This is a genomic window from Cognatishimia activa (assembly GCF_017798205.1).
Classification (GTDB): Bacteria; Pseudomonadota; Alphaproteobacteria; order Rhodobacterales; family Rhodobacteraceae; genus Cognatishimia; species Cognatishimia activa_A.
This window is the reverse complement of record NZ_CP060010.1, coordinates 2,789,077-2,804,828: the sequence shown is the minus strand read 5'-3', so window position 1 is coordinate 2,804,828 and position 15,752 is coordinate 2,789,077. Positions and strand designations below refer to the sequence as shown.

The 15,752-nt window shown below is 57.1% G+C and carries 19 protein-coding genes and 1 tRNA gene; 11 read left to right on the top strand and 9 right to left on the bottom strand.

The window, feature by feature from the left end; all coding sequences use genetic code 11:
• The first annotated feature begins 58 nt into the window (after nt 1–58).
• The 7 genes from rpmF (at nt 59) to HZ995_RS13800 (ending at nt 4,759) form a co-directional block, all read left to right on the top strand.
• Nucleotides 59–265 carry a 50S ribosomal protein L32 gene (rpmF, locus tag HZ995_RS13830; protein ID WP_209356247.1) on the top strand — a complete coding sequence of 69 codons (207 nt, stop codon included), beginning with the start codon at nt 59–61 and terminating at the stop codon, nt 263–265.
• Nucleotides 266–287: 22 nt separating this feature from the next.
• Nucleotides 288–1,388, top strand: coding sequence for a phosphate acyltransferase PlsX (plsX, locus tag HZ995_RS13825; protein ID WP_209356246.1), 1,101 nt, complete (start codon nt 288–290; stop codon nt 1,386–1,388).
• Between the two features lie 3 nt (nt 1,389–1,391).
• Nucleotides 1,392–2,363: a beta-ketoacyl-ACP synthase III gene (locus HZ995_RS13820; protein WP_209356245.1), complete on the top strand. Its 972-nt coding sequence runs from the start codon at nt 1,392–1,394 to the stop codon at nt 2,361–2,363.
• Nucleotides 2,364–2,477: 114 nt separating this feature from the next.
• Entirely contained in the window at nt 2,478–2,780 is a 303-nt protein-coding gene (ihfA, locus tag HZ995_RS13815; RefSeq protein ID WP_209356244.1) for an integration host factor subunit alpha, read from the top strand.
• Nucleotides 2,781–2,791: 11 nt separating this feature from the next.
• Nucleotides 2,792–3,484, top strand: coding sequence for a MerR family transcriptional regulator (locus HZ995_RS13810; RefSeq protein WP_209356243.1), 693 nt, complete (start codon nt 2,792–2,794; stop codon nt 3,482–3,484).
• A 62-nt stretch (nt 3,485–3,546) separates the two neighbouring features.
• A tRNA-Pro gene (locus HZ995_RS13805) sits at nt 3,547–3,623 on the top strand.
• Nucleotides 3,624–3,679: 56 nt separating this feature from the next.
• Nucleotides 3,680–4,759 carry a 2'-deoxycytidine 5'-triphosphate deaminase gene (locus tag HZ995_RS13800; protein ID WP_209356242.1) on the top strand — a complete coding sequence of 360 codons (1,080 nt, stop codon included), beginning with the start codon at nt 3,680–3,682 and terminating at the stop codon, nt 4,757–4,759.
• Here the strand turns inward: HZ995_RS13800 and HZ995_RS13795 are convergent, their stop codons facing one another.
• Genes HZ995_RS13795 through argS form a run of 6 tightly spaced genes read right to left on the bottom strand, consistent with a single transcriptional unit; the run spans nt 4,760 to nt 10,156 of the window.
• Nucleotides 4,760–4,924 (bottom strand): hypothetical protein, encoded by a 165-nt coding sequence (locus tag HZ995_RS13795; RefSeq protein ID WP_209356241.1) that lies wholly within the window; start codon nt 4,922–4,924, stop codon nt 4,760–4,762.
• Between the two features lie 60 nt (nt 4,925–4,984).
• Entirely contained in the window at nt 4,985–5,656 is a 672-nt protein-coding gene (gene scpB, locus HZ995_RS13790; protein ID WP_209356240.1) for an SMC-Scp complex subunit ScpB, read from the bottom strand.
• Nucleotide 5,657: 1 nt separating this feature from the next.
• Complete coding sequence (locus HZ995_RS13785; RefSeq protein ID WP_209356239.1) at nt 5,658–6,446, bottom strand: segregation and condensation protein A; 789 nt, start codon at nt 6,444–6,446, stop codon at nt 5,658–5,660.
• A gap of 3 nt (nt 6,447–6,449) precedes the next feature.
• Nucleotides 6,450–7,442, bottom strand: a complete 993-nt coding sequence (gene nagZ, locus HZ995_RS13780) for a beta-N-acetylhexosaminidase (protein WP_209356238.1) — start codon at nt 7,440–7,442, stop codon at nt 6,450–6,452.
• On the bottom strand, nt 7,439–8,362 hold the full coding sequence (locus tag HZ995_RS13775) for an SPOR domain-containing protein (protein ID WP_245168676.1): 924 nt from the start codon (nt 8,360–8,362) through the stop codon (nt 7,439–7,441). Before HZ995_RS13775 ends, nagZ begins: the two co-directional genes overlap by 4 nt.
• Nucleotides 8,363–8,410: 48 nt before the next feature.
• Nucleotides 8,411–10,156: an arginine--tRNA ligase gene (gene argS, locus HZ995_RS13770; protein ID WP_209356237.1), complete on the bottom strand. Its 1,746-nt coding sequence runs from the start codon at nt 10,154–10,156 to the stop codon at nt 8,411–8,413.
• Nucleotides 10,157–10,309: 153 nt separating this feature from the next.
• Here argS and HZ995_RS13765 point away from each other — a divergent pair, with 153 nt between their 5' ends.
• Nucleotides 10,310–10,684: a VOC family protein gene (locus HZ995_RS13765; protein WP_209356236.1), complete on the top strand. Its 375-nt coding sequence runs from the start codon at nt 10,310–10,312 to the stop codon at nt 10,682–10,684.
• On the opposite strand, the gene HZ995_RS13760 is transcribed toward HZ995_RS13765, so the two are convergent.
• A complete protein-coding gene (locus tag HZ995_RS13760) occupies nt 10,668–11,819 on the bottom strand; it encodes a deoxyguanosinetriphosphate triphosphohydrolase (protein WP_209356235.1) in 1,152 nt (383 codons plus the stop codon). The genes HZ995_RS13765 and HZ995_RS13760 overlap by 17 nt on opposite strands.
• Before the next feature lie 100 nt (nt 11,820–11,919).
• Between HZ995_RS13760 and HZ995_RS13755 the strand changes: the two genes are divergently transcribed.
• On the top strand, nt 11,920–12,243 hold the full coding sequence (locus HZ995_RS13755; protein WP_209356234.1) for a HesB/IscA family protein: 324 nt from the start codon (nt 11,920–11,922) through the stop codon (nt 12,241–12,243).
• 39 nt (nt 12,244–12,282) lie between these two features.
• Complete coding sequence (gene xth / locus HZ995_RS13750) at nt 12,283–13,062, top strand: exodeoxyribonuclease III (protein WP_209356233.1); 780 nt, start codon at nt 12,283–12,285, stop codon at nt 13,060–13,062.
• On the opposite strand, the gene HZ995_RS13745 is transcribed toward xth, so the two are convergent.
• Together HZ995_RS13745 and dksA are read right to left on the bottom strand one after the other, a co-directional pair.
• Nucleotides 13,059–14,231, bottom strand: coding sequence for an FAD-dependent monooxygenase (locus HZ995_RS13745; RefSeq protein WP_209356232.1), 1,173 nt, complete (start codon nt 14,229–14,231; stop codon nt 13,059–13,061). The two genes, xth and HZ995_RS13745, sit on opposite strands and share 4 nt — an antisense overlap.
• A 71-nt stretch (nt 14,232–14,302) precedes the next feature.
• On the bottom strand, nt 14,303–14,725 hold the full coding sequence (gene dksA / locus HZ995_RS13740) for an RNA polymerase-binding protein DksA (protein ID WP_209356231.1): 423 nt from the start codon (nt 14,723–14,725) through the stop codon (nt 14,303–14,305).
• 181 nt (nt 14,726–14,906) lie between these two features.
• Between dksA and HZ995_RS13735 the strand changes: the two genes are divergently transcribed.
• Nucleotides 14,907–15,746 carry an AAA family ATPase gene (locus HZ995_RS13735; protein ID WP_209356230.1) on the top strand — a complete coding sequence of 280 codons (840 nt, stop codon included), beginning with the start codon at nt 14,907–14,909 and terminating at the stop codon, nt 15,744–15,746.
• The last annotated feature ends 6 nt before the right edge of the window (nt 15,747–15,752 follow it).

Here is a 15,752-nt window from a genome sequence, read left to right as displayed (position 1 = left end):
CCTCGGAACGCTCAGAAATCGGGCCTTTTTGGCCCCCAAGCATTGAATAGGTTGCGACATGGCTGTCCAGCAGAATAAAGTATCCAAATCACGCCGCAACAACCGTCGCGCGCATGACGCATTGGTTGCTGCAAATCCAAACGAATGCCCAAACTGTGGTGAACTGAAACGTCCTCACCACGTCTGTGCGTCCTGCGGTCACTATGACGACCGCGAAGTCGTCGCTATGGCTGACGAAATTGACCTGGACGACGAAGCGGCATAAATAAACGGAACTTGGGGCCGCTATGTCCGTGTTAAGTGAAGAACAGAACGCGGGTGAAAAGCGCACCATTATTTCCGTAGACGCCATGGGTGGCGACCGAGGGCCGGCAACTGTTGTTGCCGGTATTTCTCGTTCTGCGAAAAAGAACCCTGATATCGGGTTTATCCTGCACGGCCCTAAGGACGAGCTGGAAAAGCTCGTGTCACGGCGCAAGCTTCTGGCGGGTCGTGTCGAGATTCGTGACGCAGCTGATGTCGTCACAATGGATGACAAACCTAGCCAGGTGATGCGCTCGGGCAAGAACACATCCATGTGGTCTGCCGTCGATTCTGTACGCAATGGCGAAGCTGATGTCTGCGTGTCCTGTGGCAACACCGGCGCGTTGATGATGTTGTCGGTCGTGCGTCTGCGTAAACTGCCCGGCGTGAACCGCCCCGCGATTGCGATCCTTTGGCCCTCCAGCAACCCTCAGGGGTTCAATATCATGCTCGACGTGGGCGCAGATATTCGCGCGGACGAGCGGGACCTGCTGCAATATGCTCTGATGGGTGTCTCTTATGCGCGCAACGGCATGGAGCTGGACCGCCCACGCGTTGGCCTGCTGAATGTGGGCACCGAAGAGCACAAAGGCCGCGCGGAACTGAAAGCCGCGCATGAGCTGATTTCCGAAAAGGCTGATGAAGCCAATTTCGACTTCGTAGGCTTTGTCGAAGGCGGAGACATCCCGGGCAATAAAGCCGATATCATTGTGACCGACGGTTTCACCGGCAATGTCGCGCTGAAAACCGGCGAAGGCACCGCGAGCCTGATCGGTAACCTGCTGCGCGAAGCCTTTAAATTCTCACCAATGTCCCGCTTTGCGGCTTTGCTGGCCTATACCAGCCTGCGTCGCCTGACCAAGCGCATCGACCCGCGTCGCGTGAACGGAGGCGTCTTTTTGGGCCTTAACGGCACGGTCGTGAAATCCCATGGCAGCTCGGATGCCACAGGCGTCTCTGCCGCCATCAAACTCGCCTTTGTCCTGGCGCAATCCGGTTTCAGCAAAAAGCTTGCTGCGCGGGTTGCATCTACGGTGCAACTCCCCCAAGATGACGTGGGGACAGGCGAGAAGAACGGAAAATAAAACATGACATTACGCGCTGTCGTGAGAGGGGTTGGTCACTACCTGCCCGAGCGTATCGTACCCAATGCAGAGTTCGAAAAGACTCTGGATACCTCTGACGAATGGATCAAAAGCCGGTCCGGTATTGAACGTCGCCATTTCGCCGCCGAGGATGAAACCACATCAGATTTGGCCACTAAGGCTGCGCAGGCCGCTTTGGAAAACGCAGGGCTTACGGCGGACGACATCGACGCAATCGTTCTAGCGACCTCGACCGCAGACCTGACGTTCCCGTCCGCGGCCACCATGGTGCAAAACAATCTTGGCATGACCAAGGGTTTTGCCTTTGACGTTCAAGCCGTCTGTGCTGGCTTTGTGTTTGCGCTGACCAATGCCAATGCTTTGGTGGTTTCGGGTCAAGCCAAGCGCGTTCTGGTGATCGGCTCTGAAACCTTCTCTCGCATCATGGATTGGAAGGACCGCAGCACCTGTGTGCTGTTCGGCGACGGCGCCGGCGCGCTGATCCTTGAGGCGCAGGAAGGTAGAGGCACATCCGAGGATCGCGGTGTTCTGGCGACCGATCTGAATTCTGACGGCCGCTATCGAGATATTCTTTACGTAGACGGTGGGATTTCCCAACGCACCACGGGTTTCCTGCGCATGCAGGGCAAAGAAGTCTTCCGCCACGCGGTCGAGAAGCTCGCGAAAACAACGCAAACGACGCTGGATGCGGTTGGTATTACAACCGATGACGTCGATTGGGTTGTCCCGCATCAGGCCAACATCCGCATCATCAAAGGCATCGCCAAAAAGATGGATATGCCGATGGAGCGTGTGGTTGTGACGGTTCAGGATCACGGCAACACCTCGGCTGCGTCTATTCCGCTTGCCATGTCTGTCGCGCAAGCCGAAGGCAAGATGAAACCCGGCGATATCGTCGTCACCGAAGCCATCGGAGGCGGTCTGGCCTGGGGCTCTGCGGTCATTCGCTGGTAACATCCCTGCCCGTCACGCATGATTATTGCTTAAACCCTTGTTTCCAAGTCATTGTTCTTGACTTGGAAAAAACCCTTCACGTAATGTGACCGAAAGTGACAACGGGGGTTGAAGATGAGTGAGAATACACTGACACGGATGGATCTGAGCGAAGCGGTTTTCCGCGAGGTTGGTCTGTCTCGAAATGACTCAGCGCAGCTGGTTGAAAGCGTGCTGACCTATATGTCTGACGCGCTTGTCAAAGGCGAGCAGGTCAAGATCTCCTCTTTCGGAACCTTCAGCGTGCGCGACAAGGCCGCCCGTGTGGGACGTAACCCGAAAACCGGTCAGGAAGTTCCGATCAATCCGCGCCGTGTTCTGACCTTCCGTCCGTCGCATCTGATGAAAGATCGCGTCGCGGCGGGAAACAAGAAATAAGCCGACTTTAAATGCCCAAGTCCAGAGACGCTTTTCGCACAATCAGCGAAGTTGCCGAGTGGTTGGATGTCCAGCCACACGTCCTAAGGTTTTGGGAATCAAAGTTTTCTCAGGTGCGCCCCGTAAAACGGGCTGGCGGTCGGCGGTATTACCGTCCGGCCGACATGCAGCTTTTGGGCGGCATCAAGAAGCTTCTGCATGATGATGGGATAACTATCAAAGGCGTGCAGAAGCTGCTGCGCGAAAAAGGTATCAAAGAGATCTCTGCCCTGTCCAAAGCAGTGGACAGCGACGAGGCCGATGCCGCCGCCATCGAAGCCACGATCGCGCGTGAACTGCCAGAAGCAATTGAAAAGCCAGAGGTCGATCCGCTAGAGGCGCAGATCTCTGACATCGTTGCGGGCGAGACGCCACAAGAGACCGAAGAAGAGAGCGTAGCGCCATATGAGGTGCCGGCTGTCGCCACTGCGACCGAGGACGATGACTTCGAGGACATCAAACTCGAGCCCGCGCCAGAGGTCAAAAGCGCGGTTCCACGCAATCCATTGGCGGATGTGGCCGAAAGCTGGTCTATGCGTGAAGCGTTGATTGCCGAACTGATGACCACCCAGGATATCGACCCGGCGCATCACGCCAAAATGGCGCAATCGCTCAAGGCGCTTGAGGCGGTGATTTCTCCTGATCAAGCGGCGGCCTCTGCGTGACAGAAAAGCTGGAATTTGGGTCTTGCCCCTCCGGGCAAAACCGTTATGAACGACACCACCGTCGGGCTATAGCGCAGCCTGGTAGCGCGTCCGTCTGGGGGACGGAAGGTCGCAGGTTCAAGTCCTGCTAGCCCGACCAAAACAAATCGCTCGAGTGCTGCTCGCCTCGGGCGTTTTGTGTATCTGGAGGATGACATGCCCGGAGTTCTGCCGAGCCAAGCCATTGAAACCATGATCGAAAATGGCGAGATCACGCTTGATCGTCCTTTAACAGAAGGTCAGGTGCAACCCGCCAGTCTGGATCTGCGGTTGGGCACTGTGGCCTATCGTGTCCGCGCGTCTTTCCTCGCTGGCGAGGGTCGTACCGTCGGTGAACGTCTCTCTGATTTCGAGATGCACCGCATCACACTCACTGAGGAAGGTGCGGTTCTGGAAAAGGGCTGTGTCTATCTGGTTCCTTTGATGGAAAGCCTCGCCCTGCCCGACGGTATCACGGCGGTTGCGAATGCGAAGTCCTCAACCGGGCGTCTGGATTTGTTGACCCGTACGATCACGGATGGTGGCACGGAATTTGACCGAATTCCGGCGGGCTACTGTGGCCCGCTTTACGCTGAAATCTGCCCGCGCTCTTTCTCGGTTCTGGTGCGCCCCGGCATGCGTCTGAACCAGATTCGGTTCCGTGATGGGCAATCGGTTCTGTCGGATGACGCTCTGCGCGCCCTGCATGCCGATAGCCCGCTTGTGGACGTCGATGCGGTGATTGACGAGGGACTTGGCTTCTCTGTCGATCTTAAGCCCGCAGAAGGCACCCTCGTCGGCTATCGCGCGAAACCGCATACCGGCGTCATCGACCTTGAAAACATCGGCCACTACGATCCGCAAGAATATTGGGAGGAAGTGCGCAGCGACAATGGCCAGATCATCCTTGATCCCGGCGCATTCTATATCCTTGTCAGCCGCGAAGCCGTTCAAATTCCGCCAGAATATGCTGCTGAAATGGCACCTTTCCTCGCGATGGTCGGAGAGTTCCGCGTCCATTATGCAGGTTTCTTTGACCCCGGATTCGGACATGCCTCAGCAGGCGGCGCAGGGTCTCGGGGAGTGCTCGAAGTCCGCTGCCACGAAGCCCCTTTTGTGCTGGAGCATGGGCAGGTCGTCGGACGTTTGGTCTATGAGAAAATGGCCGAGCTGCCAGAACAGCTTTATGGCCGCGAAATCGCGTCAAATTATCAGGGCCAAGGCCTGAAATTGTCCAAGCATTTCAAGTCTGTGTAATCACATCCGGCTGGCGCGACGCACGACACGGACCGCATCGTTGGTCCGGCGTTTATCGAACTTTGGCCCGCCCCGCTGCGCCATCATGTCTATGCCTTTGTTGACGCCCTGACGCATCAGGCGACGCATAACCATGCGGACAATCATATGAAGAACGCGATCCATCGCTAATGCTCCTTGCCGTTTCATCCAAAGCTAGCAGGTAAATGGGACGAGATTAGGGCGTTATTCCTCAAACATCTCGGATTGGTTCACATCCGGATCGTCTTCTTCGGGTTCTACCGGAGACGGCACTGCGCCCGGAGGCGGACGGTTGTCCAAAAGCCCGGCAGCCCGCAACTCCTTGAGCCCCGGCAGATCGCGCGCGCTTTCCAAGGCGAAGTGATCCAGGAAGGTCGGCGTCACTACAAAGGTCACAGGCCGCCCGGGCGTCATCTTGCGACGACCAAAGCGGATCCATTCCATTTCCAAGAGCTGGTCGACCGTGCCACGGCTGACCGACACTCCCCGGATCTCTTCGATCTCTGCGCGAGTGACGGGCTGATGATAGGCAATAATGGCCAAGGTCTCGATGGCTGCGCGCGAAAGCTTGCGCGTCTCAACCTGTTCATTTTGCATGAGAAACCCAAGATCAGGCGCGGTGCGAAAGGCCCAGGCATCTCCGATCTTACTTAGCTGCACACCCCTGCCCTCATAGCGCTTTGCCACATGGCCAAGCGCCTCGGCCGCGTCGCTGCCGTGGGGCATGCGTGCGTTCAGCTGCGCGACGGTCATGGGATCAGAGGTCGCAAAAAGGATCGCCTCGACCATACGTTCCTGTTCGCCCATCGGAGGTGCTTCGAACAGGCTTTCTTCGATCTCAGGCCCTGTTTCTTGAGGGTCGTTCTCTTCAGTCATCTCACATCTCTCGGCGGCGCAGCTCAATGGGCGCGAATGTTTCGGATTGGCGGATTTCGACCTTGCCCTCTTTGGCCAGTTCCAGCGAGGCAGCAAAAGTTGCCGCCGTGGCCGATCGGCGTTTCTGGGGGTCGTTTTCCCAGCCATCAGGTAGGTAGCTCAGGATATCTGTCCAGGTGCCTGCAAAGCCGATCATCCCCCGCATACGTTCCAGCGCCTGCTCCATGGTGAACACCGCCTCGCGATCCATCAACAAAGGGCGGAACTCGTCCTTGGTGCGAATGCGCGCATAGCCCTGCATCAGATCCAAGAGAGTGGCCGTATAGGTGATGGTTTTCTTGGTCTCGACCCGCTCGGTGAGGCCGCGGGCAAAGAAATCGCGCCCAAGGCGGTCCCGCGCCATCAATTTCGCGGCGCAATCGCGCATGGCTTGCAGGCGTTCCAGCTGAAAGGCCAGATGGGCGGCCAATTCTTCGCCGCTGGGGCCTTCTTCTTCGGGATCGGGCGGCAACAAGAGGCGGGATTTTAAGAAAGCCAGCCAGGCGGCCATCACCAGATAATCCGCGGCCAATTCAATCCGCATCTGTTTGGCTTTTTCGACAAAGGCCAGGTATTGCCGCGCCAGTTCGAGAATAGAAATCGTGCGCAGGTCGACCTTTTGAGTGCGAGAAAGCGTCAGCAGAACGTCCAAAGGCCCTTCGAACCCGTCCACATCCACGACAAGCGTTTCCGCCGCCACGCGTTCCGCCACGCGGTCGTTCTGGAGTTGGGTTACGAAATCGTCGCTCATGCCCTACCTGCCCGTTAGGCCGTCAAGCTCGGCTGTTAAGGCCGCCATGTCAACCTTTGCGCGAGGTCTGCGCGCGGCCAAGGCGCGCATGGCGCGTTCGGCGGCCTGATCGCCCATGGCGCCGGCTTCATTCGCGACCATTTGCATCTCGGCAAGGTCTCCGTTGCAATGAAGGATGACGTCGCACCCCGCAGCGAGGCTGGCGCGTGTGCGATACTGCATCGTGCCGCTTAAAGCCTGCATCGACAGGTCGTCGCACATCAGCAGACCGTCAAATCCGATGTCATTGCGAATGAGATCGATCATGGGTTTCGACGTCGTCGCGGGCGCATCGTCATAGGCCTCGTAGACCACATGGGCTGTCATCGCCATTGGGACGGTGTTGAGTGCTTTGAAGGGCGCGAAATCTATTTTTAGGTCGTCGCGATCCGCACCGGTTCTGGGCAATTCGAAGTGGCTGTCCAGTACAGCGCGCCCGTGCCCTGGAATATGTTTCGCAATTGGCAGAACACCGGCGTCCAGCAATCCTCGCGCGGCGGCAAGGCCCAGCTCGGACACCACCTCTGGCGACGTGCCATAACAGCGGTTTCTAAGGAACTCATGCGTGTCCGGCTGCGCGACATCCAGCATGGGCGCACAGCTCGTGTCGATACCATAGGACAGCAGTTCCTGAGCGATGATCCGGTGGCGTAGATAGAACCCGCGTTCGGCATGGTCTCCGAGTGCGGCGGCGTGATCCAAGGGTGGCAACCAGTCGCGCGCCAATGGCGGGCGAAGGCGTTGAACACGGCCACCTTCTTGGTCGATCAGGATGGGGGCATTGTGCCCAACGGTCTCGCGTAACTCTGCACAAAGCGTGCGAAGTTGATCTGCGCTTTCGATATTTCGCGCAAAGAGGATAAACCCGAAGGGATTGTATTCCTTGAAGAATTCACGCTCATCAGAGGTAAGCGCAAAGCCCGAGCAGCCAAAAATCGCGGCCCCAAATGGGCTCATCGCGTTACGACCGGAATGCAATCGGCGTTCTGCGCCTTTAGTGCGGAACACAGGCGGCGCGCGTCGCTGAGATCGGCAAATCCGACGGCGCGCAGTCGGTAGAACGTCTTCCCACCGCTTTCGGCCTTTTGGACGATCAGGTCCTTGTCGCCGAGATAGGCGCTGAATTTAGATTGAAGTTTTTGCCACTGATCCTGAGCAATTTCAGGGCTGGCAAAAGCACCGAGTTGCACCAGCCGCGTTCCGGCTGGCAGGCTAGATCCATCGTTGATCGCAGGTGCTGCTGGAAGAGCAGCGGACGCCGTTTGAGTAGCATTTGGACGCAGTCGCGGACGCAGAGATTTCCCAAGACCACCAGCAACGGCTCGGACCGGGCCATAGGTCTCCCCCGCGCTCACAATCGGGTCTTTTTGAATTTTCCCAGAGGGCGAGGTCGTCGCAAATCCCGTCAGATCAATCGGCTTTGGAGCCGTGATCTCAGCACCCGACGATTGCCGCGTTGCGGTGCGTGCGGCCAGATCGATGGCTTCGCTCGACAACGTCGCGTCTTCAGACGTCAAATCGACAGAATTTGGGGCCAGAACCAAACGATCACCGGGCGCTTGCGCGGTGCCTTCGGCTGCCACCTGATTGACAGACAATCCCTGATGCGCCGCTTGCGACCCGCCCGGATCCACAGGTTGTTCGCGCATCGGACCATCCAAAGCACGCACCACCGGCACGCCGGATACATCGCGCGACAAAAGCGAATGCCCCCACATCACCGCGCCCACAATCAATGCCAAAGAAATCGAAGCTCCAGCCCAGTTGGTCACGGTGCCCAAAACAGCACCGGGATCACTGTCGGAGTGCGGTCCATCCATCGGAATCTGCGCCATGATCGCCTCTGCTCTGTCGGCGATCTGCGGGTCGTTGCCCATTCTCGCCGGGGTTCGCTTGCCTTTGCCTCACCCCGACATCTTGTGCATTCAGCGCATCTCTTGTGCCGGAGTTACCCCCAGAATACCAAGACCTGCAGAAATAACAATGGCTACGGCCCGTGCCAGCGCGATTTTCGCCTGTGTGGCTTGGGTGTTGTCCTCTTGCACAAAGCGCAGTTCCGGCTTGTCCTTGCCCATGTGGTACAGGCTGTGCAGCTCGGAGGCGAGTTCATAGAGGTAGAAGGCCACGCGATGCGGCTCGTTTGTACGCCCCGCGATTTCCACCAGTCGCGGCCATTCGGCGACCTTTTTGGCCACGGCGATTTCGGCTGGATCAGACAATAGTGACAGGTCAGCACCCGCCAGATCGGCATCGGTGACAGCCGCGCCGGTTTCGCCTGCTTTCTTCAACGCAGAACACACCCGCGCGTGGGCATATTGCACGTAGAACACCGGGTTGTCCTTGGATTGCTCAAGAACCTTGTCGAAATCGAAATCGAGTGGCGCGTCGTTTTTACGGGTCAGCATCACAAAGCGGGTCACATCTGCGCCCACCTGCTCGACCACATCGCGCAGGGTCACAAAATTACCAGCACGCTTGGACATCTTGAACGGCTCGCCGTTCTTCCAGAGTTTCACCAGCTGGGTCAGTTTGATATCCAGCGGTGTCTGGCCGTCAGACAGCGCCGAAACCGCCGCTTTCATCCGTTTGACATAGCCGCCGTGGTCGGCCCCAAAGATGTCGATCAGCTCGTCATAGCCGCGCTGCACCTTGTCGTAATGGTAAGCAATATCGGGCGCGAAATAGGTCCAGGCGCCGTCGGATTTCTTCACCGGACGGTCGACGTCGTCGCCGTGTTCTGTAGACTTAAACAGCGTCTGCTCACGAGGCTCCCAATCCTCGGGCGTTTTGCCTTTAGGCGGCTCTAGAACGCCTTCATAGATCAGGCCTTTCGCCTCAAGCGACGCAAGAGCATCCTCGATCAACCCTGTGCCATACAAGGATTTTTCCGAGAAGAACTTGTCCATCGTGACATTGAGTGCCTTCAAATCGTCTCGGATCAAATCCATCATCGCAGCGGTCGCGAATTCGCGGATTTCAACCAGCCAGACGCTCTCGTCCTGACCGACATAGGCGTCGCCCACCTTGTCCTTCAGCGCCTGACCGACCGGCACCAGATAGTCCCCCGGATAGGTGCCATCCTCAAAGGCCACGTCCTGACCGTGCGCCTCAAGATACCGAAGATAGACAGAGCGCGCCAAGACATCGACCTGCGCGCCGCCGTCGTTGATGTAGTATTCGCGCGTAACGTCGTATCCTGCGAAATCCAGCAAGGACGCCAAAGCATCGCCAAAGACCGCACCCCGCGTGTGACCCACATGCAGAGGGCCAGTCGGGTTTGCAGAGACATACTCCACGTTGACCTTCTTGCCCTGCCCCATGCCGGACCGACCAAAATCCGCGCCGGTTTCCAGCACGTTTTTCACAAGATCCCGCCACAGGGTTTCAGACAGACGCAGGTTGATAAACCCCGGGCCCGCAACCTCAGCGGACTCAATCCGAGGGTCCATTGCAAGATTCTGAACCAGTAGTTCCGCAATATCGCGCGGCTTCATCTGTGCAGGCTTCGCCAGCACCATCGCCGCGTTCGTCGCCATATCCCCATGGGCCGCATCTCGCGGAGGCTCAACCGCCACATTGTCAAAGCTCAGCCCGCGGGGCAAAGAGCCCTCGGACAGCATGGCATGTAGGTTGTCGATCACCAGCTCGCGGATCTGGGAAAAGAGGTTCATCGGTTTATCCTTTTTGCTCTCGCGCGGGTTTACCACCCTTATGGCGCGCGTCAATGGAAACAAGCTGCTGCCGCCTTTTGTCAGCCGCTTTACCTATACATCCCGGACACCGCGGGTCTCCGCATTCACTCCTCAAAGAAAGACGCAAGCATTATGAAGTTGAACTATTTGGTATTGGGCACGAACGATATGGCGGCCTCGGTTAGATTTTACGAAGCCCTGTTTGATCAAAGCGATGTCACGCAATTGATGGCGACAGATCGCATGACCTATTGGCAAGGTCCTGATTTCACCTTCGCCGTCGCAGAACCCTTTGACAAAGAGCCTGCGACCAAGGGCAATGGCTCAATGTTGGGCTTTACGCTGGACAGCAACGCAGAGGTCACGCGGCTTTATACCCGCGCGCTGGAACTTGGCGGCACCTGCGAAGGTGAGGTCATGCAACGTGGGCCGTATTTCTCAGCCTATGTGCGCGATCTGGACGGAAATAAACTCTGTTTCGGCGCAATGGCTACAGAGGCAGCTTAGTGCCGGTAAGTCGCTCGTATTCCGTCAGCGCAAAACGGTCCGTCATCCCTGCGATGTAGTCCGAGACCATGCGGGCAATCGAGACCTCGTCGTTGAGGCGCTCGATGTCAAAATGCCAGCGGGCGGGCAGAAGGTTCTTGTCCTCTAGGAACAGCGGGAAAAGCGTTTCGACGACTTTGGTCACCTGAATGCGCTTTTCCACCACAGAAGGCGCGCGGTACATGCGTTTGAAAAGAAATGACTTTATTTCTACGATCTGCGCCCAAACATCCTCTGAAAACGCAATAACAGGCGCGCCATATTCGCGGATCTCTTGCACCGATTTCGCGTCCGCTTCGGCTAAAAGCGCCCGTGAGGTGTCGATAACATCACCCACCATGACACCAAACACACGCCGCAAAGCTTCGTGTTTGCGCCGGTTGCGGTCGAGCTTTGGATAGAGCCGGTCCACCTCTGCAAAACAGTCGCCGATGATGGGCAAATGACAAATCTCGGCCTCGGTAAAGAGGCCCGCGCGCAGACCATCCTGCAGATCGTGGTTGTTATAGGCCACATCATCCGCCAAGGCGGCGACCTGCGCCTCGGCGCTGGCGTGGGTGTGGAGTTCCAGATCGAAGGTCTGATTGTAATCGGCCAACGCGTATGGGATTTCTCCGGTCACAGGACCATTGTGCTTGGCGATGCCCTCAAGCGTTTCCCACGTCAGGTTCAGCCCATCAAAATCCGCATAGTGCCGTTCCAGCGAGGTCACGATCTTGATCGCCTGCGCGTTGTGATCAAAGCCGCCGTAGGGGGCCATCAATTCGTGCAGCGCGTCCTCTCCGGTATGCCCGAAAGGCGTGTGGCCGAGATCATGCGCCAAGGCGACGGCCTCGGTCAGCTCTTGGTTCAACCCCAAAGCGCCCGCAATCGTGCGTGCGACCTGAGCCACTTCGATCGAGTGGGTCAATCGTGTGCGGTAATAGTCGCCTTCATGTTCCACAAAGACCTGAGTCTTATGTTTCAGACGACGAAAGGCACTGGAATGGATGATCCGGTCACGATCCCTCTGAAAACAGGACCGAAAGGCGCTTTCTTCTTCTGAAAATGCGCGACCCCGAGCCAAAGTGGGATCAGATGCAAATGGCGCGATCATGTTGCGCCTCCTTGTGGACTACTCTTGCCCGACATATATTGTAGATCGCATCAGGTTCATAGGCGACTCAAGCGCCCAAATGCCTGTCAGGAGTAAGAAAATGCAACTGCCACCGCGTGTCACGCCCCGAGCTTTTGAACAACTCGCCGAAATCGGCGCGGCCGATCAGGGTCAGGCCCTGCGTGTGGCGGTCGAAGGCGGCGGCTGTTCGGGCTTTCAGTATGAGATCAAGCTGGATCAACCAGCCGAGGATGATCTGGTGCTTGAAGGCAATGGTGAGAAAGTCGTCGTGGACTCTGTCTCCCTGCCCTTCCTGTCCAATGCGACCATCGATTTCACCGAGGAACTCATCGGCGCGCGGTTTGTGATCGACAACCCGAATGCATCAAGCTCTTGCGGATGCGGCACCAGTTTCTCTATGTAAGACACCAAAGAGAGCTCCGCTGAGAGCGATGAGGGGTCCATGAAAGTCGCGACATTCAATATCAACGGCATCAAAGCCCGCATCGACGCCTTGCCAGCTTGGCTTGATGAGGCTCAGCCCGACGTCGCGCTGTTGCAGGAAATCAAATCCATCGACGAGAATTTCCCGCGTGAGATGTTTGAGGATCGCGGCTATAACGTTGAAACCTTTGGACAAAAGAGCTTCAACGGTGTGGCAATCCTGTCCAAGTTCCCACTTGAAGATATTGTGCGCGGCCTGCCCGGAGAGCCTGAAGACGAACAAGCCCGCTGGATCGAAGCAACTGTGATGGCGGACACGCCGGTCCGCGTCTGCAACCTCTATCTGCCCAATGGCAGTCCTGTGCCGGGGCCGAAATACGACTATAAACTGCGTTGGATGGCGCGACTTCAGACCCGCGCTGAAGAGTTGCTTGCGACCGAAGAACCCTTCCTCATGGCTGGCGACTACAACATCATCCCACAGGATGAAGACGCCCGCCGTCCCGAGGCCTGGCACGAAGATGCTGCCGCCCTGCCCGAAAGCCGTGCGGCCTATCGGCGTCTGTTGAACCTCGGGTTCACCGAAGCCTTCCGCGCGCGCACCTTAGGGCCAGAGCATTATTCCTTCTGGGATTATCAGGCAGGCGCATGGAACCGCGATGACGGCATTCGCATCGACCACTTCCTGCTCAGCCCGCAATGCGCGGATCTTTTGCTCGATTGCCAGATCGACAAAGAGGTGCGCGGGCGTGAAAAGCCCTCTGATCACGTGCCGGTCTGGGTAGAACTGGCGGCCTAGTCTTGCGTCACATCGTGACGATAGATCCAATCAAACTGAGACATCATTTTCCCCGGAGCCATTGCCCCGCCAAGCCGCATGACGCTATGGGCCGCAAAGCGCAAAGGCGGGAAACTGAGGTGATAGCGCCAGGCGTTCTTGCTGGCGGTCTCGACGATTTTTGACACTCGCTCGTGGCGTTTCGCCTGATAGGCCGAGAGGCCTGCCTCTATGCTATCTGTTTCTGCAAGCGAGGCGGCCAAGACCCAAGCGTCTTCAATGGCCATAACCGCACCCTGCGCCATGAATGGGAGCGTTGGATGGGCGGCGTCACCCAGCAATGCTAGCCGGCCTCCGTGCCAACGCGATGCAACCGGATGCCTAAAAAGCCCCCATTTACCAACAGCTTGCGCGCCGCACATCAAGCTTTTCACGTCCTCAGAAAAACCACCAAACACTGACAGTAAATTCTCGGGATCATCCTGTGCGACCCAGCTTTCTTCGCTCCACTCGCCGCGTTCTTCGACGGCCACGAGATTGACCATGTCGCCGCCCCGCAGAGGATAGCTGACCACATGTTGCTTGGGCCCCATATGAACACGGGCCACGTCGGGATGACCGATGGTATTTGGCACAATCGTCCGCCACGCCACCTGCCGCGTGAAGAATGGGGCCAAGGTGCCGTTTAAGGTTTTGCGCGCGACAGAATGGAGACCGTCTGCCGCAACGATCAAGTCGGCTTTTCGTTGCGAACCAGTCGTAGTGCTTACAACGGCGGGTCGACCATCGCTGACGGCTTCGACTTTCTGGCCCAAGGATATTTGAACACCCGCAGCGCGGGCCGCGGCCCCCAATACATCAATCAAATCAGCACGATGCAAAAAGAGGTACTGTTGATCCGCGCCCAACCGATCAAGGTTCAACCGCGTGACCAAACGTGACGCGCGATAGTCGCGCAACTCCACCGCTTGCGCGCGGCGACCGATGTTTTGGATCTCGTCACCCAGCCCCAAGGCCCGCAGAACGCACATCCCATTCGGAGAGATCTGAATACCTGCCCCGACCTCGGTCATCTCGGGTGCCTGTTCCAGCACCTCGACCTGCGCGCCACGCTGCGCCAGGGCGATCGCGGCGGTTAATCCGCCGATGCCACCGCCAATCACGCAAATATTCAGACCCAAAAGACTCATACGCCCTTTCTGAAACGAAAAACGCCGAGGTAAAACCCCCGGCGCTTTGTTGATGTCGTTATCCCTAGGGATCAATCGTCGCGGTGAACCTTTTCGCGACGCTCGTGACGTTCCTGAGCCTCAAGCGTCATGGTCGCAATCGGACGCGCATCCAGACGTTTCAAGGAAATCGGATCACCTGTCTTTTCGCAGTATCCGTATTCACCTTCGTCAATCCGGCGCAGCGCTGAGTCGATCTTGGCGACTAATTTGCGCTGGCGATCCCGTGTGCGCAGTTCAAGCGCGCGGTCGGTTTCTTCGCTGGCACGGTCCGCAATATCAGGGATGTTGCGTGTGTTGTCCTGAAGACCTTCGATTGTGTCACGGCTTTCAGCCAAAAGCTCTTGTTTCCAGGCATTTAGCTTGCGACGGAAATATTCGATCTGCCGATCATTCATGAAGGGCTCATCTTCTGCTGGATAGTAATCTTCCGGCAGGAAAACTTCTGCTTTCATTTTAGCTCCCATAACGTGGCGGACGCCAAATTACTGATTACAAATTGCGCCCGACCCCTCTCACTGGCTTGGCGTGTAACTCATGGCACTCAGATTGTCACTACCTCTTGAACCCCGATTGCAGGTAAAACCTGTTCACAGTAGTGTGCCCGCCAAGACCGCATTGCAAACAGGCAGTTAGATGAAATTTGAAGGCACAAGCTCTTACATCGCGACCGAAGATCTAAAGGTCGCCGTCAACGCGTCTGTGACGCTGGAACGCCCGCTTTTGGTCAAGGGGGAACCCGGCACTGGCAAGACGGAATTGGCGCTGCAGGTGGCCCAATCGCTGGGCGCGCGGATGATTGAGTGGAACATCAAATCCACCACGAAAGCGCAGCAAGGCCTCTATGAATATGACGCCGTCAGCCGGTTGCGCGACAGCCAATTGGGCGAAGAACGCGTGCATGATGTGAAGAATTACATCAAGCAAGGCAAGCTCTGGGAATCCTTTGAGGCGGACGAAAAAGTCGTGCTTTTGATCGATGAAATCGACAAGGCCGACATCGAGTTTCCTAACGACCTGCTGCAGGAACTCGATAAGATGGAGTTCCATGTCTATGAGACCGGCGAGACCATAAAGGCCAAGCATCGTCCGATCATCATCATCACCTCGAACAATGAAAAAGAGCTGCCAGATGCCTTTCTGCGCCGCTGCTTTTTCCACTATATCCGCTTCCCCGATGCCGACACGATGCGTGAGATCATCAAGGTGCATCACCCTGATATCAAAGACATTCTTTTGACCGAGGCTCTGACGCAATTCTATGAAATCCGCGACACGCAGGGTTTGAAAAAGAAACCTTCGACGTCGGAAGTCATCGACTGGCTGAAACTCCTTTTGGCCGAAGACCTCAGCCCCGAAGACCTGAAACGTGACGGCGTAAATGCCCTGCCAAAACTGCATGGCGCGCTCTTGAAGAACGAGCAAGACGTGCATCTGTTTGAACGCCTCGCCTTCATGGCGCGCGCGGGTCGATAGGCTCGG